Genomic DNA, 19,969 nt, shown 5'->3' on the forward strand with positions numbered 1-19,969 from the left:
CTTTTTTGAGACAGAGACGGGCGGGGAAAGAGACATGTCCAGCAAGAGACGTCTGATCGTGGCCGGCCTGACAGTGATCCTCATGGCCGGCCTCGGCGCGTGCGGGGGCGAAGGCGGGCAGGACGACAACCCGTGGCAGGACTCCAAGGTCAGCGGGGACAGCGCAGGCGACCAGTACGACGAGGGCACGGACGAGGGCGTGGACGACGCCCCGCCCACGGTCTCCGGCCTGCGCAACGCCGTACGCCACCTCCCCCGCAAGACGACGAAGGCGACCCGCCCGCACACGGTCAGGAAGTGCACCACGTCCAGCAAGTCCGGCAAGTCCGGCAAGTCCGGCAGGAGCACCCGGACATGCAAGACCGTCCGCAGCGGCACGGAGACGTACACCCGGGTGGTCCGCCAGGAACTCTGGTGCGTGAGCCTGGACGACGTGAACGGCGACACCTCCAAGGACGCCGTCTGGTACGAGGTCACGAGCGCGACCTACGACGAGGCCGTCGCGGCGGAGCACCACGCCCCCCTCAGCTTCGCCCCGAAGACCACCACCCCCGGCTGCACTCCGTAACCCGCCGCTCCCCTCAATTAGACAGCGAGTCAAGTTACTCAACCGTAACCCACCGACTGCTACCCGAGGTAACCGACCAGTAGGTACGGTCCAGGCGAACCGCCGAGCAACAGGTGCCGAGAGACGGCGACTTGCCTCCACCCGTGGGACGCGGGCGGGGCAGGTCGCCACTCCCCCCACCCTCACCCCTGCTCCTGCCAGCCGCTTCACAGGAGGTTCGCCATGCCCGCACGCAGACGGCTCCTGGCCGCAGCAGTAACCGCTGCGACCTGTCTGGGCGCTCAGACACTCTCGTACGCGACGACGACAGCCACGGCGGCAACGACCGCCTCCTCCACGGAGAAGGTCGTGTCCCGGGGCGTAGAGATCCCAGCGTTCTACACGCCACCGACAACCCCCCTCCCCACCCCCAACGGCGCGCTGATCCGCACCGAACCCCTCCCCCTCGCCCTCGCCCTCCCCACCCTCGACGGCCCCCTGCCCGGCCGGGCGACCCGCCTGATGTACAAGTCCACGGACTCGAACGGCGCCCCGGTCGCGGTCACCGGCGCGTACATCGAACCGACGGCGAGCTGGAAGGGCGGCGGCGCACGTCCACTGGTGGCGGTAGCCCCGGGGACGATGGGCCAGGGCGACCAGTGCGCGGCGTCTCTGGGCCTGGAGCACCCCCTGCTCCTCAACGGCCGTACGGTGTCGGTCGGTTACGAGGACATCGCGATCTACCGCCTCCTGGCGACCGGCGCCGCGGTGGTCGTCACGGACTACGCCGGCCTGGGCGCGACGGACCGCCTCCACACGTACGTCAACCGCCTCGACGAGGCCCACGCGGTACTGGACGCTGTACGCGCGGCCCGCAACTTGCCGAGCACGTCGGTCACATCCGCTTCCCGGGTGGGCCTGTTCGGCTACAGCCAGGGCGGCGGAGCGACAGCGGCGGCGGCGGAACTCCAACCCTCGTACGCCCCCGACATCACCCTGTCCGGCACGTACGCGGGCGCCCCACCGGCAGACCTGACGGCGGTCACGAAGGCGATCGACGGCAGCGAACTGACCGGCGCCCTGGGCTGGTCCCTGAACGGCTTCCTGCAGTCGGACCCGACCCTCCGCCCGATAGCGGAGGCCCACCTGAACACGGCGGGCAAGGCAGCCCTGACGGACCTGTCGACGATGTGCGTAGGGGACGCACTCCTGGGCTACGGCTACACGAAGAGCACGAAGTGGACGACGGACGGCAAGTCCATCTCCGACATCATCGCGTCGACCCCGGCCCTCCAGACGTTCCTGAACGGCCAGCGCATCGGGAACCTGAAACCAGCAAGCCCGGTACGCGTGGCAACAGGCACCAGCGACAACCTGGTACCGCACGGCCAGGCCCGCCGCCTGGCGGCGGACTGGTGCGCGAAGGGCGCGAACGTCACGTACCGCCCGGTGATCCTCCCGAACGTGATCAGCCCCCTCCTGAACCACTTCGCCCCACTCCTCACGGACCAGGGCAGCGCGGTGAGTTGGCTCACGGACCGGTTGTCGGGGGAGCCGGCGAGGTCGAACTGCGGGGTGCTGCCGGTCCTGCCGTGAGTGCGCGAGCGGGTGAGTGAGGGGTGCGAGACGACAGTTGAGGAGTCAATCAGCCACCGATTAGCCCATAAGTGGACATAGCACCATGGGCTCGATACGGTCGAATCACAGGCGCCACAGCCACAGAAGTCTCAGTCGGCGAGCAGGCTGCCGGACGCCGGAAGCCGGAACGCACCGGCCCAATTGACACTCAGCGCCAGCCCGTACGCATGCCGACGGGCCCCGCGAACGCGCAGGCGCATCAACCCATGGCCCGAAGCAGACGAGTGGAGACCGCAATGCGGGATTTCAGTAGCAGGGGAAGGAAACTCGCCTCCGCCACAGCAGTGGCTTCGCTGGTGGTCGCGGCTTCCGCGACAGCGACCAGTGCGACACAGGCCAATCCGGACAAGTCGAGGGTCATCGTCTCGGGAACCGCGAGTTGCGAGCGATTCGAGGACTCGTCAGTGACCGATGTGTCCATAACCCCCGCCGGCAAGGACGCCAAGACAGCCGAACTCTCCGGTGAGGACACGAAGGAGAAGTACAAGCTGACCTTCACGGGCGTCCCGAAGCTCCCGAAGAGCTGGCAGGCCAACGCCACGGTCAACTGCGTGGACAGCGAGGACGACACGCACACCTTCAGCAAGAGCTTCAAGATCCAGAGGCCCGCGGGCACGACGGAAACCCAGACCCTGAACCTCAAGTAGGTCCCGACGACGGCCCGCTGCGAACCCCGCGACATCGCGGCACGCGCGGCGGGCCGGCCGCCGTCCCTCCCGAAACTCTATACTCGGGGGGAATCAATATCTGTCCTCGCGGTCGAAGAGTTTAATGGACCTCGCAGGGAGAGTTTTTTTCGCACCTCTGCAGCGTGCTACTGTCGATCTCGGTTGCAGTTTTGGTACCCAAATCCATTTTCCGGCGGGGCATCATCGCGGCGACATGGTATCCGTACCGTGCGGATTCCGATGCACTGCCCCAAAGGAGATATGAACATGGCTACTGGCACCGTGAAGTGGTTCAACGCGGCAAAGGGTTTCGGCTTCATCGAGCAGGACGGTGGCGGCCCTGACGTGTTCGCCCACTTCTCGAACATCGCCTCCCAGGGCTTCCGCGAGCTACTGGAAGGCCAGAAGGTCACCTTCGATGTCGCGCAGGGCCAAAAGGGCCCGACGGCCGAGAACATCGTTCTCGCCTGACGCTGACGCGCATTTCGTAGCTGGAGGCCGCATCCCTCGGGGTGCGGCCCCCAGCTGCACGCATTTCCCGCAGTGGCGTCACCTGCGGGACGAAGCATTCAGGGTCACAGTCTCATTTCGCGCCCTGTAGGCGACAACCGCTTTCGCATTCTATTCGGCCCGTTCCTGTAATTCTCTGCGCCGCTTTTCCGCTGCGAGAATTCCTTGATACGTGCCGTATCAAGGAAGGTTCTGAATGAACCGCACACGTACGAACGACCGTTCCTCCCGCACCCGCAGCCGCACCGGCGCCCCCGCTTTCGGCGCTGGCGCCGGTGCGAAGCGGGGCAGCCGGTTCGGCTCGTCGACCCCGAGCCGTTCCGGCGGTCCGAGCCGCTCGGGCGGCCACGGCCGCCGACCCGCCGCGATCCAGGGCGAGTTCGCCCTGCCGAAGACCATCACTCCCGCGCTGCCCGCCGTCGATGCCTTCGCCGACCTCGACATGCCGGCCAAGCTGCTGGCCGCCCTCGGCGCGCAAGGCGTGACCGTGCCCTTCCCCATCCAGGGTGCCACCCTGCCCAACAGCCTCGCAGGCCGTGACGTGCTCGGCCGCGGCCGTACCGGCTCCGGCAAGACCCTGGCCTTCGGCCTCGCGCTGCTGGCCCGTACCGCCGGACAGCGCGCCGAGCCCCGGCAGCCGCTCGCTCTCGTCCTCGTCCCCACCCGCGAGCTGGCCCAGCAGGTGACCGACGCCCTCACCCCGTACGCCCGCGCCGTGCGGCTGCGCCTGACCACGGTCGTCGGCGGCATGCCGATCGGCAGGCAGGCCGGAGCGCTGCTCGCGGGCGCGGAGGTCGTCGTAGCCACGCCCGGCCGGTTGAAGGACCTCATCGACCGGGGCGCCTGCCGCCTGGACCAGGTCGCGATCACCGTCCTCGACGAGGCCGACCAGATGGCCGACATGGGCTTCATGCCGCAGGTCACCGCCCTCCTCGACCAGGTGCGTCCCGAGGGGCAGCGGATGCTGTTCTCCGCCACCCTGGACCGCAATGTCGACCTGCTGGTCCGTCGCTACCTGACCGACCCGGTCGTGCACTCGGTGGACCCCTCGGCCGGTGCGGTGACCACGATGGAGCACCACGTGCTGCACGTCCACGGCGCCGACAAGCACCGGACGACGACGGAGATCGCGGCGCGCGACGGCCGGGTCATGATGTTCCTGGACACCAAGCACGCCGTGGACCGGCTGACCCAGGACCTGCTGAACAGCGGTGTCCGGGCCGCCGCCCTGCACGGCGGGAAGTCGCAGCCGCAGCGCACCCGGACCCTCGCACAGTTCAAGACCGGCCACGTGACCGTGCTGGTCGCGACGAACGTGGCGGCGCGCGGCATCCACGTCGACAACCTCGACCTCGTCGTGAACGTCGACCCGCCGACCGACCCCAAGGACTACCTCCACCGGGGTGGCCGCACCGCCCGCGCCGGCGAGTCCGGCAGCGTCGTCACCCTTGTCACCCCGAACCAGCGCCGCGACATGACCCGCCTGATGGCGGCCGCGGGCATCACCCCGCAGACCACCCAGGTCCGCTCGGGCGAAGAGGCCCTGAACCGCATCACCGGCGCCCAGGCACCCTCCGGCATCCCCGTCGTCATCACCGCCCCCGTCGTCGAACGCGCCAAGCGCGGCGCGACCTCCCGCGGCAGGCGCCGGCCCGCTTCGAAGGCCCGGCGCGGGAGCGGGCAGCGGTCCGCCTCCAACGCGGCGGCCTGAGAACCACGTGATCGGGAAGCCGACCCAGCTCCGCAGGAGACACGGGCGGCGGTCCACAGGTGTAACGACAAGACCGTCCCCTTCTTCCTCCTGTTCTTCCTCCTGTGAGGCACCATGCGCTGTGTCATCGCCCGTTTCCCGTTCGACCTGACCAAGAGCGGTGTCCTGGAGTCGATGAAGGGCGTCAAGCCCGAGCAGGTCACCGGCGAGTCCGTGATCATCGGCCGCCGCATCTACCCCGTCAAGCAGGTCGGTCAGGTCATCACCCGTCAGGACCGCCGCGACTTCAGCACCGGTGAAGTCCTCCGGGCCATGACCCGGCTCGGGTTCACCTGCCGCGGCCTTCCCCGGGCCGCCATGCCCACGCGCGTCCCCGGCCCGCTCCAGCATGCCTCCGCGCTGCCCGGCATCCCGGTGACCGTCTGACGGACAGGACCGGCGCGAGCCGACACCGAACCGCGAGGAGGGCCCGACCGGCACGCACCGGTCGGGCCCTCCCGCGTACCCAGGGGTTTCCTGCGCGGCGCCGGATCAGTGGTCGGAGTAGCTGAAGTCGCCCACGGTCCAGGCGCTCACATCCGCGATCGAGACGCGATACATCCCGCCCGTCTCCGGGATCCCCACCGCGCCCTGAAGGATGCGGGCCACATGGAAGTGCAGATGCGTGGGAGGCCCCTCCTGCGGCGTCATCGCGGTGAAGACGGCGGCGAACTCGCCCAGCCGGGCGGAGTCCGTCAGGACCTCCGACACCCGCTGCCTCCACACGGCTTCGGGAGCCAGCCGACCGGTGACGACAGCGCCACCGGTGACCACGGTCAGGGACATCTGATTGCTCTGCCCGGACTCCACCAGGGCGGCAACCTCAACGAGCAGTTCGTCAGGCTTCGACATGGGAGCCAATCCTATGCACCGGCCGCCCCGTCCCCTCGCGCCGTCCCCTCGCCCCGTCCTCTCGCCCTGTCCCCTCGATGCTCTCCTGGATGAGCACGAAAATCTATGACGGCCGGAGTAGACATTGGGTGGTGGCGTGGTTATGGTTTCTCTCGTAGCCCAGAGAGACCGCAAGGCCTGGCAGAGACGAACTGCCGGCCGCAGTACCCGCAGTTGCAGTGCGTATGACGGTGTGGTGGTGGAGTTCCGGAGCCAGGTTGGTAGCAGGACGGCGACGGGACTGACGACCGGACCGGGTGGCTCGCAGTGATCAGGAGCCGCCGTCAGCAGTACCAGGCAAGAAGTTGATCACCGAGGGACGAACGGAGGATCCAACCGCCATCAGGATCGCCCGGGCCGAAAGGCTGAGCCCGGGTACCGCAGGACATCGATAGTGAGGTGGTCTCCGGTCAGGCAACCGCGATCCCCGCACACCCGGCGGCATATCGGCCGGGGCAGCGGAAACACAGGGTCGGCGCAGTATCAGGGCCGACAGATGGTGTAGTAGTTCCTTCGGGGCCCTGGTGCCGTACGGCACCAGGGCCCCTCCCCGCGTTCCATGAGAGAGGTTCAATGACAGCAGACGACTCGTTCGGCCGTCTCGACGACGATGACTATCCCGCCTACACCATGGGCCGGGCGGCAGACATGATCGGCACCACCCAGGGCTTCCTCCGCGCCCTCGGAGAGGCCCGCCTGATCACCCCGCTCCGCTCCGAGGGCGGCCACCGCCGCTACTCCCGCTACCAGCTGCGCATCGCCGCCCGCGCCCGGGAACTCGTCGACCAGGGCACCCCCATCGAGGCCGCCTGCCGCATCATCATCCTCGAGGACCAGCTCGAGGAAGCTCAGCGCATCAACGCCGAATACCGCCGCGCCGCCGAATCATCCACGCCGCCGCCCTCGGCCTGAACCGAGTGTGCCCGTCGGGATCGGCGGCCCTCGGTCGCCGAAGGAGTGCTACTCGGGCGCGGACCCCTCTACCGGGTCCGCCCCGGCGTCAGCGCTGCACAGAAGGCCTCGCGGGGGTGGAGGTCCCTGTGCGCGGAGGTCGCCCCTCGGAGCAGCGGCAGTCAGACCGCCGCCAGGTACTGGGGTGAGCATTGGTCGTAGGAACCGATGAGGTGGTCGGCGGTGTGGCGCACCATGTTCACAGCCTGGGCAGTGTGTTTCTCCCGCACGAGGACGCGAGCGTGCACGCGGACGCTGGCAGCGAGGCCGAGACGGTGCGGCGGAGTTCAGAGCCCCGCACCTCTCAGCTACCGAGCAGCCGGCATGTTCCCGTCCCGCCAGTCGTCTACTCGCTTTCGGATGCTCGGGACCATCGGAAGCGCGTCGACCTCCTCGGCCAGGAACCAGCCGACATCGGTGGACTCCTCGGACACGGCAAGTTGCCCCGCCACAGGGCGTGCCAGGAAGCAGATGGAGAACTCCTGCCGTACCTCGCCGTCGTCGTAGGCGATGACGTGACGGGGGTTGGTGTAGGTGCCGACGATCCCGGTGATCTCGACGTCGAAACCGGTCTCCTCGCGGGTCTCCCGAACGGCACAGTCCGGCAGTGACTCGCCGATGTGCATGACACCGCCGGGAAGCGCCCACATGTCGTTGTCGCTACGACGTTGCAGCAGGATGCGGCCGGAGTCGTCGACGACGACCACGGACGCGGCCGGGACCAGGCGTTGTGCGGCCGGAGCGTTCGGGTCGTCCTCGTAGTCGCGCCTACCCACGGCCGTTTCCTTCCCATACCGGAGTGCCCCGGTTCCACAGTTCGTCGACATGGGAGGCGAAGCGGTCGAACATGCCGTCGTTCTGGTGCCGACGCAGATGCAGCGTAGGGGCATCGTGCCCCACGCTGTGGGTCAGCAGGGGCGTCACGATCATGTCGTCGTCGAAGCGGAAGACGGACAGGTACGCGTGCCCATCGCTGAACCTCGCGTCTATGCCCGGCTGTTCCTTGATCTTCTCCAGTTCCGCGAGTGTCACGCGGATGCGGGTGGACAGGGTCAGCGCAACGTCTTCGTCCTGTTCGCGTGCGCGAGTGAGGTCACTGTCAGGGGCGCCGAGCAGAAAGCGCACTCGGCACCCTTGAGCGGCCTTGCGCTTCAGCGCGGTACCGAATCGAGCCTGCTCAAGCCAGAGAAAGTAGTTGGTGTACCCGGCAAAGGTCAGCTCTCGTTGGGCCTTGGTGATCAACGAACGCCACACGGAGGCCGGACAGCCGGACCGGTAGGGATAGACGGACACGACCTCACGGTCCGGACCGACCTTTATCGCCTTCTTCGCGGCTACTGGCCACAACACCGACTCGTCCTCCCCGAGTGCTTCGCAGACGGCCCATCTGTGGCGGGCACGAGGTACCCGCCCGGTCTCCGTGATCCATCGGCCAACGGTCTTGATGTCCACGCCGCAGCTCTCCGCCAACTGACGGTCGGTCATTCGGGCTTGCAGCATGGCGCGGCGTAGCGGTTCATTCACGGATGCCCCCGGGGACGTTAGGCACGCTTTTCACGGTAGCCCTGCTCCATGCCTAACGGTCGCCGAACGCAGTAGGAACGCCCCGTCAGAGGAGGAAGTGTGGTTGTCGACCATCCCACCATCGCCGACGCCGACCGTCGTGCTGTACGTACGGCCCGGGGCGGTGGCCATCTGCCGCAGGAGGTTGACGCAGTGAGCCAACCCATCGACACCACCCACGACCGCCAGGAAGCACGACGCCGGCGAGCCTGGCAGCGAACGCCGTGGCCGACTGAGCACAGAGTGGTCATCGGGCGGAGTCTGACTCGCGGACGGGAGCTGTCGGCGTGACGGAACACCTCGACGTAGTACGGCTTCTGCCGTGGGTGGGCTCCGGAGGCAAGCCCTGTTTTCTGGCCGGAGGCGGCTCCGGCGGGTACGTCTCGCGACTCGCGGACAATATGGAGTCGATGCAACTCGGTCTGGCCGGCAGCCTGATCAAGGAAGCCCGCATCATGCTCGACGGCCGCAACTGGACGCCGGGTGAACTCCATTTGCTGGCCGTTGAGTTGACCGAGGCCCTCACCAACGTGCACCGCGTCGCGGAGAGCCGGGGCGCGCGCCTGTCCGTTCGTTCCTGGGACGATTCCGACCTGGCTGACGATGACGACGGGGACTACGGCAGTTCCGCAGAGCCAACTGAGGCTGTCGGGTGACAACCTCCCGAGCGCGGCACCCTCTGTGGGACGTGCACAGGCACACGCCGTATCTGGTGCCCTGACTGCTGCGGGTTCGAGGGCTGCTGGACCTGCGTGCACACGTACGCGGTGGCCTGTCCGTCCTGCAGCGAAGGGAAGTTGGAGCCGATCCGGTGGTGAGGCTCGGGCATCGATCGACCCGGTACCAGGTCCACGAGGGCCGGACGACTTCGTGGGCCTCGAACAGGTCGCCCCGGCGGTGTGGGCAGTACCGGCGGAAGCCCGACCGGTCACTCCCGCGGGGTCCACGCTCCCCCGACTTGCGGCGGAACTCCCGTACACGGTGCTGCACGACCATGAGGACAAGCCTCAGGAGATCCGCTTCTGGGGGACCTCTGGTGATTGAGTGAGTCGCCAACCCCCGAGACCCGAAGCTGATTTCGGCCACCGCACGGCACTTACGAGTCACCGCACCTGGCCCGTATGGTTCCGGCATGTTCGAGACGATCCAATGGCGGTGTCACGTACACGCGAACGATCGCCGCAGCGCCGAGCGGGTGGTCGGGCGTCTCGTGGCTCGGTTGGATCGTCCGCTTGAGATCGAGAACTACGAGCGGTACTGCAAGTTTCCCGAGCTGGCCGTGTTGCGGCTGGTCTCCCCGCTCCGGTGTCCCGCCCCAGAGCATGCGCTGATGACCGTCCTTGAGTGTGCGTGGAAGATCGCGACGCCATGGAGCCTCAGCAGTCAAGGGTCAAGCACCCACCACGAGTTCGAGGGCATCGCCGCTGCCAACATCGGCGCCCGCTTCAGCGTCCCGGGCATCGAATGGATGGAGTTCCGCGTCACCGATCGGCCCGTCACCTGATCGGCCCTGACGAAGGCGCAACCAGCCAACAGGCAGGTGCCCGACCAACCCATGGTTACTAACATCGAGGTTACTAACATTGATGTTAGTAACCTCGATGTTAGTAACGCCACGGCGCCGGGCGCTCGATGCGTGAATCCGGGCACCCCCAGGTCACCGACCAGAAGGTGCCCGAGGCAGGGCACCCGTCCCTACCTCCCGAACACCACACTGGTTCGACGTATCGGAGTCGCCGATGATCCGGTCGTTCGTGCCGGTGGCGCTGCGGCACAACTCGTTGTCACGGAAAACCGACGTGCCGCCGTCGAGGTTGAAGTGGCGCTCGGTGTTGTCGATGCTCAGCCTCGTACGGAAGCGGGCCTCAGCGGAGGGGGATACCCGCCCCGCCTGCCCGAACGCTTGGCCGTCCGCTTGGGCAGGTCACCACAACCCAAGCCGTCCCCCGGCCGTCTCACATGGCGTCACCGAACTCTGAAACACCACAAGGCCCAAAGGCCCCAAGTGCCCATGTGACCCCGGAGGTTACGTTCATGTCCTCATCCCCCACCGGCCGTCGGACGCCTCGCGTCGCATCGGCATCGGCACTGGCCCTGACGCTGGCCCTCGGCGCCGGACTCGCGGCCGTCCCGCTCGCGCTGGCCGGTACGGCCGGTGCCGCGACGCCGTCCGCGAAGGCCGAAGTCAGCTTCAACGACCGCGAGTTGAGCTACACGGCCGCCGCCGGCCAGACCAACAAGCTGACCGTCACCGAGGCCTACGCCGACGCCACGGACCACACGAACATCACCTTCGCGATCGACGACGTCGTCCCGGTCAGCGTCGGGCGTGGATGCAGCTACCCCGACTCCGCCGACCAAACGAAGGTCCTGTGCACGGTCGTCACCGTGGACAGCCAGAGCCCGTACAACATCCTGTCGATGAACCTCGGTGACGGCAACGACGTGCTCGACTTCACCAACAAGACCGACCAGGCCTACTACGGCAACTGGATCGCCCTGGGCGCCGGCAAGGACAAGCTGACCGACCGGGGCAGCGTCGACGCCAACTTCGTCGAGGGCGGGGCCGGCGACGACACCATCACTGCGGGCCCGGCGTCGTTCGTGCGCGGCGGTGACGGCAACGACACCATCACCACCACCGGCGACATCGCGGAGGGCGGCGCGGGCAACGACGTGATCCGGGGCGGCGCCGGGGACCAGGACCTGAGCGGCAACAACGGCAACGACACGCTCTACGGCGGGACCGGCGGCGACCACATGTACGGCGGCGCGGGCAACGACGTCATGTGGGGCAACAGCGGCATCGACCAGATGTGGGGCAACAACGGCAACGACAAGCTGTACGGCGGCCCCGCCAAGGACATCCTCTCGGGCGGCACCGGCAAGAACGTCGTACGTCAGGACTGACGGTCAGCGGCAACAGCCAGAGGCCCCGGAGTTCCGTCTCCGGGGCCTCTCTGGTGTTCGGGCCGGCCGATCACTACGTACCGGGGGGATCAAGCGGCTGCCACGGCCAGGCGGTGGAAGGCCTGAGTGGTGTGAGGGTGGGCGATCTCGTCAAGGAGGTGTCGCCAGTCCGCGTCCATGTTCGTGCTCATGTTCATCTTCATATTCGTGCCCATGTTCATGTCCGCGACGGTGACGGCGGTCACGGCCGGGTGTGCCTGGTCCCAGGCCGTGAGCAGCGGGGTGAGGTCGGTCTCGGTAGGCATCCCTGGTTCCTTTCGCGGGGCTTCGGTTCGTTGGGTTCAACAATGCCGTTGCCCGGGCGGCCCAACCATGGAGCGACCCACCCGATCGGGGGTGTAGCTGGCCGCACCCCCGAGGGGCTGTTCTCCCCCTCGGAGGTGCGACACACGCCAGGAACGGGTTTGGTTACTTGACGTCGATCAGGTCGTGCGGCGGTACCGTCACCGTCCGGGCGCCCTCCGTGCCGCCGAGGATCACCTTGCGCAGGGCGACGTTGTTGTTGAGGTCGGTCTCCTGGAGGCGCTTCTCCGGGTTGGCGATGACCTGGATGTAGTACGTGCCGTTCGGCAGGCCCGTGACGTCGAAGGACTGGCCGGGGCGGTACTGGGTGTACGTGTCGCCGGAGCCGACGTCCAGGACCTCACGTACCGAGAGGGAGTTCTTCTCGCCGCACGCCGTCGACAGATCCGTGTTGTACGGGTGCCAGTTGGCGTTCTTCACCGTGTAGTCGATCGCGTCGGTGTTGGCCAGGCAGAACGCCTCCTTGCCGCTGCGCACCTCCTTGGTCTGGTCGGCGCTCAGCAGGCGGTAGCTCGCGAAGTCCGTGAAGTGCCAGTGCTCGTGGCCGACCCGGGGGTCCCACTCCATGGTGCCGGTGGGCGTGTAGCCGACCTGCTTGCCGTTCGCGTCGTAGAAGTACTGGTAGGCGTCCATCAGGTCCTTGCCCTGCTGACGGAAACCGTCCACCACCAGGGGCGCGGGGCCCGCGTTCCAGACGTTCGCGCTGAACGCCAGGTAGTCCTTTCCGGCTACGTCCCCGTCCTCACCGTCCGTGATGGCGATGTCCCACGCCGGCAGTGAACGCAGGTCGGGCTTGGGCACGTTGGCCGGTACGCCCGCCCTGCCCGTGGGCCGCTTCGCGGCGGCCTTCAGCGCGGGCGCGACGCGCGAACCGTCGGTGTGGCCCGGACCGTCGCCCAGGTGGTGTGCCGTACCCCGGTCGACGAGGGCGTTGGGGAAGGCCGGGATGGTGGGCGCGTCCGCGCCGCGCGGGCCGTAGTGGTGCGACGACGCGAGCGGGGCCCCATGGGTCCCGTGGGTCCCATGACTGTCATGGCCCCCTCCGTGGTGGGCGGAGGAACGGGCGGTCAGGCCGGCTCCGCCGCCGCCTTCGCCTTCGCCGTCCTCGCTCTCGGGCAGTACCGACACCTTGATGGTCGGCTGGTCATCGGGCATGCCGAACAGGTCGCGGTACGCCTTCCCGACCGACACCTTGGCCGTGTAATCGCCCACCGGCAGATCCACCGGCTTGTCGTAGTCGATCGAACTGGCGTTGGCGGCCCAGCCCTTCTCCACGCCCCACACCCCGCCCAGCGTGAACGGGTTGCTGGAGCAGCTCTCCGGGAAGTGCGAGGTCGCCGGGGCGTCCGGGCGGATACGTCCGGAGGCGTTGTTCGGACAGAACGTGCCCTTGTTCTTCGCGACCTCCTCCCCGGCCGCGTTCCGGAACGACACCTCCAGGAAGCCCGGCAGGCCCTCGAAGTCCTTCACCATGCCGGCGGGCAGCCGCTTCGCCTGCACCTTGCCGCCCTTGCGGATGATCTGCTGGGCGACCACCGGGTCCTTGTACGACTTCCGGGTCACCTTGAACTCCAGCGGTACGTCGTCCACCGTGACGTACGTGCCGAGGTCGAGGTAGACGCCGGGTTCCCCCTGCCAGCGCTGGGCCGTCACGGAGTCCGTCGCGGCCACGAGTCTGAGCTTCGGCTTGGTGGGCGCGGCGCTCGAAGCGGCCCCGGCACCGGGCGCCGCTCCGGCCACCGACACGACGACGGCCAGCGCGGCCCCCGCCGCCAGCGCCGAGTGCTTCATCCGTTTGCTGGTCTTGGTACTGCTGTCCTGCTGAGTGGTCATCGGTTCCTCGTCTGTCTGCCGGTGCCATGGTCAAGTGGCACCGGGCTGGACACAGCCCACGACCGGCCGACCTACGTACGGACGCACCCCACGCGCCCAGGCCATGTCTGTGAGCAACCTGTGAGACAGAAGAAGCGCTGCCCAGGTTGCCTGGCGAGGAAAACTTCAACCGAATGCGGCTCCCCGACCGTCCGGTCAGCAGGCCCCGGGGTCAGGAACCGGGGTCTCCTCAACAGGGGCGGGATCCACGGGAGTTGGAGTGACCGGGTCCGGGACCGGAACCTCCGGAGTCTCAGGGGTCTCGGGGGTCTCGGTGACCGGCGGCTCCGGCGTCTCCACCACCGGGGGCTCCTCCACCGGCGTCTCCTCAACGGGCGTCTCCACCACCGGAGTTTCCGGGCTCTCCGGAGTCTCCGGCGGCACATACACCGGAACATCCGGAGTCTCAGGCGTCCCAGGCTCCTCGCTCACCGGCGGCGCCGGCTCCTCGACCGGAGGTTCCGGCACCGAAGGCTTCGGCTTGAGCTCGGGCTCAGGCTCGGGTTCCGCAACAGGAGGATCCGGCACGGGCTCAACCGGCGCGCTGGGCTCACTCGGAGCACTGGGAGTACTGGGAGTACTGGGAGTACTGGGCTCACTCGGAGTCGTAGAAGCACTGGGCGTATCAACACCGCTGTCGCTACCGCTCCCCCCAGTCACCGTGACCACCGAAGCGACCGGTACCCGTACCCGTACCCGCACCGCCTCGCGTACCGCCTCCCACACCCCCTCCGGAACCGCCGCAGCCCCCCTCTCCGAGGCCGGCACGGTAGCCGGAGTCGCCTTCAACGGCACAGGCACTGTCGCCGGTACCTCCGCCACCGGTGCCGGGGACAAGGGCTTGTCCGCCAGCGGGACCCGGGACGGTTCCTGCAGCTGGACCTGCGGGGAGGTCAGCGCGAGGGTGACCGCGACGGCCGCTGCCGCCGCCCCCGCGCTCACCGCGATCGCCTTCGGCATCTTCGAACCGCCGGCCACGACATGACGTACCGCGTGCAGCACCCCACCGCCCTGACCGGCCACGGCGCCCAGCGCGGTCGACGCGCCGACGGAGCCCGCCGCGAACGACAGCAGGTACTTCCCCGTACCGCCCACCACGAGCACCAGCAGGGCCGGGCCGACGAGCGCGGGCAGCCGGTCGTTCGTGCGCATCAGCAAAGCGAGGCGGTGGCGGCAGTCGTCGCAGGTGTCCGCGTGGGCGAGGAGCTGATCGGACTGGCGGCGGGTCGCGGTGCCGCGTACGTACGCGGGCATGCGGACCCAGTACGGCTCGCAGGCCGTGCTGTTGGGGACGCCGGGCTGCTCGCGCAGGAAGGCCTGGCGCATGCCCTCGCGGGCCCGGTGGAGGAGTACCGCGGTGGCGCCCTCCTTGATGCCGGTGCCGATCTGGGGGCCGATCGCCGCCAGGGGCTGGCCCTCCGCCTCCGCGAGCCACAGCGCCTTGACCCAGCGGTCGGGGAGTTGGCCCAGCACCCGTACCAACAGGTCGACCGAGGAGACCTGTTCGGCGGGGTCGTCGACGTGACGCCCCTGGGACACGACCCGTTCCGACCGCTCCAGCCGCTCCGGCCCGTCCTGCGGATCCTGCGGGGTCTCGCGCGCCGAGTTGCTGCCCACGGTGGCCGCCAGGTGCCGGACCGTCGTCATCAGGTACGCGGGCACGTTGTCGATCTCGTGCCCTGCCGACAGGCGTCGCCACACACGGAAGTGCGCCTCGGCGACCAGGTCTTCCGCGGCCCAGCTGCTCTTGGTGAGCGAACGCGCATATGCAACGAGACGCGGCTGCTGCTCCTCGTAGATACGGGCGTACGCGTCGGTCGCGGTGGCGGTGGCGGTGTTGTCAATCATGAGCAGGAACGCTCCAGTTACCTGCGGACGGGTATTGGGGATGAGTTTGTAAGGCTAGATGGCAAAAATCTCAAGTAATTACAGGAAGTGACACACGTCACATGCAGTGACTCCCGTAACGGCGTAATGCCGGAGCCCTCCCCGGAGTCGAGGGGGCATGTACAGAACCTTGGAACACTCCGCCCGCGCCCGCCTGATCACTCCCGGCTACCAGGAGCTCCCCCTCACCGTCACCCTGCGCTACGACTCCGCGGACCCGCTCGCCGTCAACATCGACTTCCCCGTCGATGTCTCGGTCGACGGGGAAGCCGTGACCTGGACCTTCTCCCGGTCCCTCCTGGGCGAGGGACTCGAGCACCCGGCCGGGATAGGCGAGGTCCACCTGTGGCCCTGCGGCCCGACCCGCACGGTCGTGGAACTCCACTCGCCGTACGGACTGGCCGTGGTCCGCTTCCGTACGGCACAGCTCCAGCGCTTCCTGCACCGCTCGTACGCCGTTGTCGCACCCGGCGCGGAGGACCTGGCGGCGGAGGTCGAACGCGGACTCGCCCTGCTGCTCGGCGGGGTCTGAGAAACCCCACACCCACACCCACATCCACCTCGACCCGGCTCAGCCCGCACACAGCCTGCTCACAGCCCGCTCAGGAATGCTCGGCACATGTCTGGCACGACTGACACCCCCAAGGCAGTGGCCCCCGAAGGCGCCGTACGTGTGCTGATCGTCGACGACGAGCCGGAGCTGACCGAGTTGCTGTCCGTGGCCGTGGCCGGAGCCGGCTGGCAGCCGTTTCTCGCGGCGGACGGGCACAGTGCGCTGCGGATCGCGCGCGGCTGCGCCCCGCATGCCGTCGTGCTGGACGGGATGCTGCCCGACGTGGACGGGCTCCAGGTGCTGCGCAGCCTGCGACAGGAGCACGCCGGACTGCCCGTGCTCATGCTCACCGCCCGGGACGCCCTCGAACACCGCATCGACGGTCTGACGGCGGGCGCGGACGACTACGTCACCAAGCCCTTCTCCCTCGAAGAGGTCATGCTGCGGCTGCGCGGACTGCTGCGCCGGAGCGGCGCGGAGGAGGCGGCCGAGGACGAGTCCGTACGGGTGCTCGGCGATCTCGTACTGGGCGAGAAGACGCGTGAGGTGCAGCGCGGCGGGGTTCAGATCCCGCTCACCGCCAAGGAGTTCGACCTGCTCCGCTTCCTGATGGAACATCCGCGTCAGGTGCTCAGCAAGGCCCAGCTCCTCGACCACGTCTGGAACAGTTCCTTCGACGGCGAGGGCAATCTCGTCGAGGTCTACATCTACGGTCTGCGCGCGAAGCTCGACAAGGGCCGGGCGCCGATGATCCACACGGTGCGCGGGGCCGGGTACACCATCAGGGCTCCGGAGAACGGCGGTTGAGTGTCGTGCGAGTACGGCGGCAACGGTCGCTGCGGACCGGGCTCGTGCTGTTCATCTCCGGCACGCTGGTCGTCGTCTGCACGGTGATGGCGCTCGCCACGGTCCTCGTCCAACGCGCCTATCTGCTGGGCGACCTGGACCAGCGCGTCACCGACGCGGCCAATCGCAGCCAGGGCGGACTGCAGCGCCGGACGGGCGGCGCGACCGACCTGGGCTTCCTCAACGAGCGCGGCCAGCCCGCCGGTACGCTCGCCGCCCGTTTCGCCGGCGGGGACACGGACGGCGGGGTGATCGCGGCCGAGGTCGTCACCGCCGACGGACGCCAGCGCACTCTCACCACCGCCCAGCGGGCCGCCCTCGACGGCATCACGGCGGACGGAACCCTGCACACCCGGACGATCCCGGGCCTCGGCACCTACCGCGTCACGGCCATCGGCGGCGACGGCGTGCCCGTGCTCGCGGGGCTGCCCATGGGCGACGTACAGAACACGATCAACCGGCTGGTGGTGGTCGAGGCGGCCATCGCCGTCGTCAGTCTCGGGGTGGCGGGGTGTGTTTCGACGGTGGTCATACGGCGCCGGCTGCGGCCCCTGGACCGGGTCGCCGCCACGGCGGTCGAGGTCTCGCGGGTGCCCCTTGACCGGGGCGAGGTGGCCGCGCTGACCCGGGTGCCCGCGTACGACACCGACCCCGGGACCGAGCCCGGGCAGGTCGGCGCGGCCCTCAACCGCATGATCGACCACGTCGAGTCGTCGCTCGCGGAACGGCAGCGCGGCGAGGTGCGGATGCGGCGCTTCCTGGCCGACGCCAGCCATGAACTCCGTACCCCGCTCGCGTCGATCGCCGGGTACGCCGAGCTGATGAGCGGCGACGAGAAGGTGCGGGGTCTTGAGCCGGACCTGGCCTGGCGGCGGGTGTCGGCGCAGTCGGCGCGGATGACCGGGCTGGTGGAGGACCTGCTGCTGCTCGCCCGGCTGGACGAGGGGCGGCCGTTGCGGTCGGCGCCCGTGAACCTGGCGACGCTGGTCGCCGAGGCGGTGTGGGACGCGCGGGCGGCGGGCGCCGACCACGACTGGCAGTTGGCGCTGCGGCTCGACGGCCCGGCGGCCCCCGCGACGGTCGTGGGCGACGCGGCACGGCTCCACCAGGTGGTGGCCAACCTGCTGGCCAACGCACGCGTGCACACGCCCGCCGGCACGAAGGTCACGGTCGTCGTGGAGGCCACCGCCACCGACCGGGTGATCCGGGTCCGCGACGACGGCCCCGGCATCCCGCCCGCCCTCCTCCCGACGGTCTTCGAACGCTTCACCCGCGCCGACGCGTCCCGCTCCCGCGCAGGCCACGACCGCGACGGCGGCTCGGGCCTCGGGCTGGCCATCGCGACGGCGATCACCCGGGCGCACGGCGGCCGGATCGACGTACAGAGCGAACCGGGCCGTACGGAGTTCACGGTGACACTGCCGGCCGAGGGCAACGTCTGAGCCTCCTCCCCCTCAGGTTGCGCAAACGCTAAGGGTGTCCACAGAAAGCCAGTTCGGAGCCGGTGCGTACGACGCCCAGCACACCTTTTCCGGCCCGCCCGCGGGGTCCGCTTCAGCCCTGCCTCAGTTGGCTGGACCAGGGTTGTCGACGTGCGGCCGGCCGGTCATCGGGGACGCGGCCACGACGAAGGGAACCAGTGCGATGAGCGAGCACGAGACCGGGCAGCCAGAGGAGTCGGCAGCACCGGAGACCGCACGTCACGCACTCGCGAACCGGCGCAACTTCATGCGCAAGGTGTTCTTCGCCAGCGGCGCCACGGCCGTGGTGACGATGGGCGGCGCCGGCGCCTGGACCGCCCTCGCGGACGAGACGACGGGCACGGCGACGGCGGACGCGTCGGCGTCTCCCAGCGGGGCCCCGAGCGGCGCCCCGGGCGGCGGTACCGGCGGCCCCGGCAACATGACGATCACCGAGGACTTCTTCGGCCTGACGACCGACGGCAAGCGAGTGGACGACCTGTTCACGATCCACTCGACCAAGGTCGCCACGGCCCCGGTCATCAGCGCCGCGAACGCGTTCCTGGCCGGGCTCACGGACACTCAGAAGACGTCGACGCAGTTCACGGTCCACTCCACGGAGTGGCGACTGTGGAGCAACATCGACTCGTACGAACGCCAGGGCGTCTCGCTGGCGGACCTGACGGACACTCAAAAAGCGCTGGGCACAGCCCTGTTGAAGGCGGCGTTGAGCGCGGACGGCCTGGAGACCACAGAAAAGATCCGCAGGATCAACCAGGCGGCGGGCGAGGCGATCGGCAACACGACGGCCTTCAACGAGGACGCCTTCTACTGGACGGTGATGGGCACCCCGTCGGCGACCGAGCCCTGGGGCTTCCAGTTCGACGGCCACCACCTGGTCGTCAACTACTTCGTCCTGGGCGACCAGGTCGTCATGAGCCCCTGCTTCTGGGGCTCGGAACCGACGTCCATGGAGATCGACGGCGAGACGGTGGCGGTCTGCCAGGAGGAGGTCGTGGCGAGCCTGGCCTTCATCAACTCCCTGACGACGGCGCAGCAGTCGATCGCGATCGAGTCGACGACGAAGTCGAACGAGTCGATGAAGGCGGGCGCGTTCGCCGACAACACGGTCCAGGAGTACACGGGCCTGCGCGGCAACGCGCTCACGTCGGTCCAGCGGAAGAAGCTGCTCGGCATTGTCGAGGCGTTCGTCGGCCGCGCGAAGGCCGACGCGGCGAAGGTGCGGATGTCCGAGGTGAGCAAGCACCTCTCCGACACCTACGTCACCTGGGCGGGCGGCACCGCCGACGACGCCGCCTTCTACGTCCGCGTCCACAGCCCCGTCGTCTGGGTCGAGGTCGACTGCCAGAGCCCGGGCCCGCTGGCGGGCGCGTATGGAGCCACGCAGGGGAGCGGGGCGACACAGAAGCACGTCCACTCGATCATCCGCACCCCGAACGGCAACGACTACGGAAAGGAGCTGCTGAGGCAGCACTACCTGACATCACCTCACCACCACTGAGTTTTCTCTGTCATGGCGCGGGCCGCACCCATGGATCT

The 19,969-nt window shown here is 68.7% G+C and carries 20 protein-coding genes and 2 pseudogenes; 15 read left to right on the top strand and 7 right to left on the bottom strand.

Annotated elements, in window-relative coordinates; genetic code table 11:
- The first annotated feature begins 34 nt into the window (after positions 1-34).
- From LUX31_RS21800 to LUX31_RS21825, 6 genes are all read left to right on the top strand, one after another.
- Positions 35-568 carry a hypothetical protein gene (locus LUX31_RS21800; RefSeq protein ID WP_235476638.1) on the top strand — a complete coding sequence of 178 codons (534 nt, stop codon included), beginning with the start codon at positions 35-37 and terminating at the stop codon, positions 566-568.
- A 222-nt stretch (positions 569-790) separates the two neighbouring features.
- A complete protein-coding gene (locus LUX31_RS21805; protein ID WP_235476639.1) occupies positions 791-2,143 on the top strand; it encodes an alpha/beta fold hydrolase in 1,353 nt (450 codons plus the stop codon).
- Between the two features lie 278 nt (positions 2,144-2,421).
- Positions 2,422-2,832, top strand: a complete 411-nt coding sequence (locus LUX31_RS21810) for a hypothetical protein (RefSeq protein ID WP_235476643.1) — start codon at positions 2,422-2,424, stop codon at positions 2,830-2,832.
- A gap of 288 nt (positions 2,833-3,120) precedes the next feature.
- On the top strand, positions 3,121-3,324 hold the full coding sequence (locus LUX31_RS21815) for a cold-shock protein (RefSeq protein ID WP_235476644.1): 204 nt from the start codon (positions 3,121-3,123) through the stop codon (positions 3,322-3,324).
- Between the two features lie 235 nt (positions 3,325-3,559).
- A complete protein-coding gene (locus tag LUX31_RS21820) occupies positions 3,560-5,074 on the top strand; it encodes a DEAD/DEAH box helicase (protein WP_235476654.1) in 1,515 nt (504 codons plus the stop codon).
- 114 nt (positions 5,075-5,188) lie between these two features.
- Positions 5,189-5,500, top strand: a complete 312-nt coding sequence (locus LUX31_RS21825) for an SCO5918 family protein (protein WP_235476655.1) — start codon at positions 5,189-5,191, stop codon at positions 5,498-5,500.
- Positions 5,501-5,605: 105 nt separating this feature from the next.
- On the opposite strand, the gene LUX31_RS21830 is transcribed toward LUX31_RS21825, so the two are convergent.
- Entirely contained in the window at positions 5,606-5,965 is a 360-nt protein-coding gene (locus LUX31_RS21830; protein WP_235476656.1) for a hypothetical protein, read from the bottom strand.
- Between the two features lie 612 nt (positions 5,966-6,577).
- Between LUX31_RS21830 and LUX31_RS21835 the strand changes: the two genes are divergently transcribed.
- A complete protein-coding gene (locus tag LUX31_RS21835) occupies positions 6,578-6,916 on the top strand; it encodes a MerR family transcriptional regulator (RefSeq protein WP_235476657.1) in 339 nt (112 codons plus the stop codon).
- 164 nt (positions 6,917-7,080) lie between these two features.
- On the opposite strand, the pseudogene LUX31_RS21840 reads toward LUX31_RS21835, so the two are convergent.
- The 3 genes and pseudogenes from LUX31_RS21840 to LUX31_RS21850 form a co-directional block, all read right to left on the bottom strand.
- Positions 7,081-7,221 (bottom strand): annotated as a pseudogene (locus LUX31_RS21840) (helix-turn-helix domain-containing protein); the annotation flags it as partial.
- Positions 7,222-7,263: 42 nt separating this feature from the next.
- Positions 7,264-7,731 carry an NUDIX hydrolase gene (locus LUX31_RS21845; protein ID WP_235476658.1) on the bottom strand — a complete coding sequence of 156 codons (468 nt, stop codon included), beginning with the start codon at positions 7,729-7,731 and terminating at the stop codon, positions 7,264-7,266.
- The gene (locus tag LUX31_RS21850) at positions 7,724-8,440 is read right to left on the bottom strand and encodes a DUF5919 domain-containing protein (RefSeq protein ID WP_328285684.1); all 717 of its coding nucleotides are present in this window, start codon (positions 8,438-8,440) and stop codon (positions 7,724-7,726) included. The genes LUX31_RS21845 and LUX31_RS21850 overlap by 8 nt, the downstream gene beginning before the upstream one ends.
- Positions 8,441-8,805: 365 nt before the next feature.
- On the opposite strand from LUX31_RS21850, the gene LUX31_RS21855 reads away from it, so the two are divergent.
- From LUX31_RS21855 to LUX31_RS21875, 4 genes and pseudogenes are all read left to right on the top strand, one after another.
- The gene (locus tag LUX31_RS21855) at positions 8,806-9,174 is read left to right on the top strand and encodes a hypothetical protein (protein WP_235476661.1); all 369 of its coding nucleotides are present in this window, start codon (positions 8,806-8,808) and stop codon (positions 9,172-9,174) included.
- Between the two features lie 166 nt (positions 9,175-9,340).
- A pseudogene (locus LUX31_RS21860) lies at positions 9,341-9,499 on the top strand (DUF1152 domain-containing protein); the annotation flags it as partial.
- A 151-nt stretch (positions 9,500-9,650) separates the two neighbouring features.
- Positions 9,651-10,022, top strand: coding sequence for a hypothetical protein (locus LUX31_RS21865; RefSeq protein WP_235476662.1), 372 nt, complete (start codon positions 9,651-9,653; stop codon positions 10,020-10,022).
- 530 nt (positions 10,023-10,552) lie between these two features.
- Entirely contained in the window at positions 10,553-11,428 is an 876-nt protein-coding gene (locus LUX31_RS21875; protein ID WP_235476664.1) for a calcium-binding protein, read from the top strand.
- Between the two features lie 89 nt (positions 11,429-11,517).
- Here LUX31_RS21875 and LUX31_RS21880 read toward each other — a convergent pair whose 3' ends face one another.
- The 3 genes from LUX31_RS21880 to LUX31_RS37510 all read right to left on the bottom strand — a co-directional run bounded on the left by LUX31_RS21880 (position 11,518) and on the right by LUX31_RS37510 (position 15,511).
- A complete protein-coding gene (locus LUX31_RS21880; RefSeq protein WP_235476666.1) occupies positions 11,518-11,733 on the bottom strand; it encodes a hypothetical protein in 216 nt (71 codons plus the stop codon).
- 163 nt (positions 11,734-11,896) lie between these two features.
- Positions 11,897-13,624 (bottom strand): lysyl oxidase family protein, encoded by a 1,728-nt coding sequence (locus LUX31_RS21885; protein WP_235476667.1) that lies wholly within the window; start codon positions 13,622-13,624, stop codon positions 11,897-11,899.
- A gap of 195 nt (positions 13,625-13,819) precedes the next feature.
- On the bottom strand, positions 13,820-15,511 hold the full coding sequence (locus LUX31_RS37510) for a sigma-70 family RNA polymerase sigma factor (RefSeq protein WP_268828178.1): 1,692 nt from the start codon (positions 15,509-15,511) through the stop codon (positions 13,820-13,822).
- 157 nt (positions 15,512-15,668) lie between these two features.
- Between LUX31_RS37510 and LUX31_RS21895 the strand changes: the two genes are divergently transcribed.
- The 4 genes from LUX31_RS21895 (at position 15,669) to LUX31_RS21910 (ending at position 19,931) form a co-directional block, all read left to right on the top strand.
- Complete coding sequence (locus LUX31_RS21895) at positions 15,669-16,082, top strand: SsgA family sporulation/cell division regulator (protein ID WP_235476668.1); 414 nt, start codon at positions 15,669-15,671, stop codon at positions 16,080-16,082.
- An 87-nt stretch (positions 16,083-16,169) separates the two neighbouring features.
- Positions 16,170-16,910 carry a response regulator transcription factor gene (locus LUX31_RS21900; protein WP_235476670.1) on the top strand — a complete coding sequence of 247 codons (741 nt, stop codon included), beginning with the start codon at positions 16,170-16,172 and terminating at the stop codon, positions 16,908-16,910.
- 5 nt (positions 16,911-16,915) lie between these two features.
- The gene (locus LUX31_RS21905) at positions 16,916-18,391 is read left to right on the top strand and encodes a sensor histidine kinase (RefSeq protein WP_443046066.1); all 1,476 of its coding nucleotides are present in this window, start codon (positions 16,916-16,918) and stop codon (positions 18,389-18,391) included.
- A 202-nt stretch (positions 18,392-18,593) separates the two neighbouring features.
- Entirely contained in the window at positions 18,594-19,931 is a 1,338-nt protein-coding gene (locus LUX31_RS21910) for a DUF3500 domain-containing protein (protein ID WP_235476674.1), read from the top strand.
- Positions 19,932-19,969: the final 38 nt, after the last annotated feature.

Source organism: Streptomyces sp. GQFP, assembly GCF_021545335.1.
Taxonomy (GTDB): domain Bacteria; phylum Actinomycetota; class Actinomycetes; order Streptomycetales; family Streptomycetaceae; genus Streptomyces.

What these genes read in the sequence shown, in the direction of transcription:
- LUX31_RS21800 (WP_235476638.1), top strand. Translation starts at nt 35, where the DNA reads ATGTCCAGCAAGAGACGTCTGATCGTGGCCGGCCTGACAGTGATCCTC.
- LUX31_RS21805 (WP_235476639.1), top strand. Translation starts at nt 791, where the DNA reads ATGCCCGCACGCAGACGGCTCCTGGCCGCAGCAGTAACCGCTGCGACC.
- LUX31_RS21810 (WP_235476643.1), top strand. Translation starts at nt 2,422, where the DNA reads ATGCGGGATTTCAGTAGCAGGGGAAGGAAACTCGCCTCCGCCACAGCA.
- LUX31_RS21815 (WP_235476644.1), top strand. Translation starts at nt 3,121, where the DNA reads ATGGCTACTGGCACCGTGAAGTGGTTCAACGCGGCAAAGGGTTTCGGC.
- LUX31_RS21820 (WP_235476654.1), top strand. Translation starts at nt 3,560, where the DNA reads ATGAACCGCACACGTACGAACGACCGTTCCTCCCGCACCCGCAGCCGC.
- LUX31_RS21825 (WP_235476655.1), top strand. Translation starts at nt 5,189, where the DNA reads ATGCGCTGTGTCATCGCCCGTTTCCCGTTCGACCTGACCAAGAGCGGT.
- LUX31_RS21830 (WP_235476656.1), bottom strand. Translation starts at nt 5,965, where the DNA reads ATGTCGAAGCCTGACGAACTGCTCGTTGAGGTTGCCGCCCTGGTGGAG.
- LUX31_RS21835 (WP_235476657.1), top strand. Translation starts at nt 6,578, where the DNA reads ATGACAGCAGACGACTCGTTCGGCCGTCTCGACGACGATGACTATCCC.
- LUX31_RS21850 (WP_328285684.1), bottom strand. Translation starts at nt 8,440, where the DNA reads ATGACCGACCGTCAGTTGGCGGAGAGCTGCGGCGTGGACATCAAGACC.
- LUX31_RS21865 (WP_235476662.1), top strand. Translation starts at nt 9,651, where the DNA reads ATGTTCGAGACGATCCAATGGCGGTGTCACGTACACGCGAACGATCGC.
- LUX31_RS21875 (WP_235476664.1), top strand. Translation starts at nt 10,553, where the DNA reads ATGTCCTCATCCCCCACCGGCCGTCGGACGCCTCGCGTCGCATCGGCA.
- LUX31_RS21880 (WP_235476666.1), bottom strand. Translation starts at nt 11,733, where the DNA reads ATGCCTACCGAGACCGACCTCACCCCGCTGCTCACGGCCTGGGACCAG.
- LUX31_RS21885 (WP_235476667.1), bottom strand. Translation starts at nt 13,624, where the DNA reads ATGACCACTCAGCAGGACAGCAGTACCAAGACCAGCAAACGGATGAAG.
- LUX31_RS37510 (WP_268828178.1), bottom strand. Translation starts at nt 15,511, where the DNA reads ATGATTGACAACACCGCCACCGCCACCGCGACCGACGCGTACGCCCGT.
- LUX31_RS21895 (WP_235476668.1), top strand. Translation starts at nt 15,669, where the DNA reads ATGTACAGAACCTTGGAACACTCCGCCCGCGCCCGCCTGATCACTCCC.
- LUX31_RS21900 (WP_235476670.1), top strand. Translation starts at nt 16,170, where the DNA reads ATGTCTGGCACGACTGACACCCCCAAGGCAGTGGCCCCCGAAGGCGCC.
- LUX31_RS21910 (WP_235476674.1), top strand. Translation starts at nt 18,594, where the DNA reads ATGAGCGAGCACGAGACCGGGCAGCCAGAGGAGTCGGCAGCACCGGAG.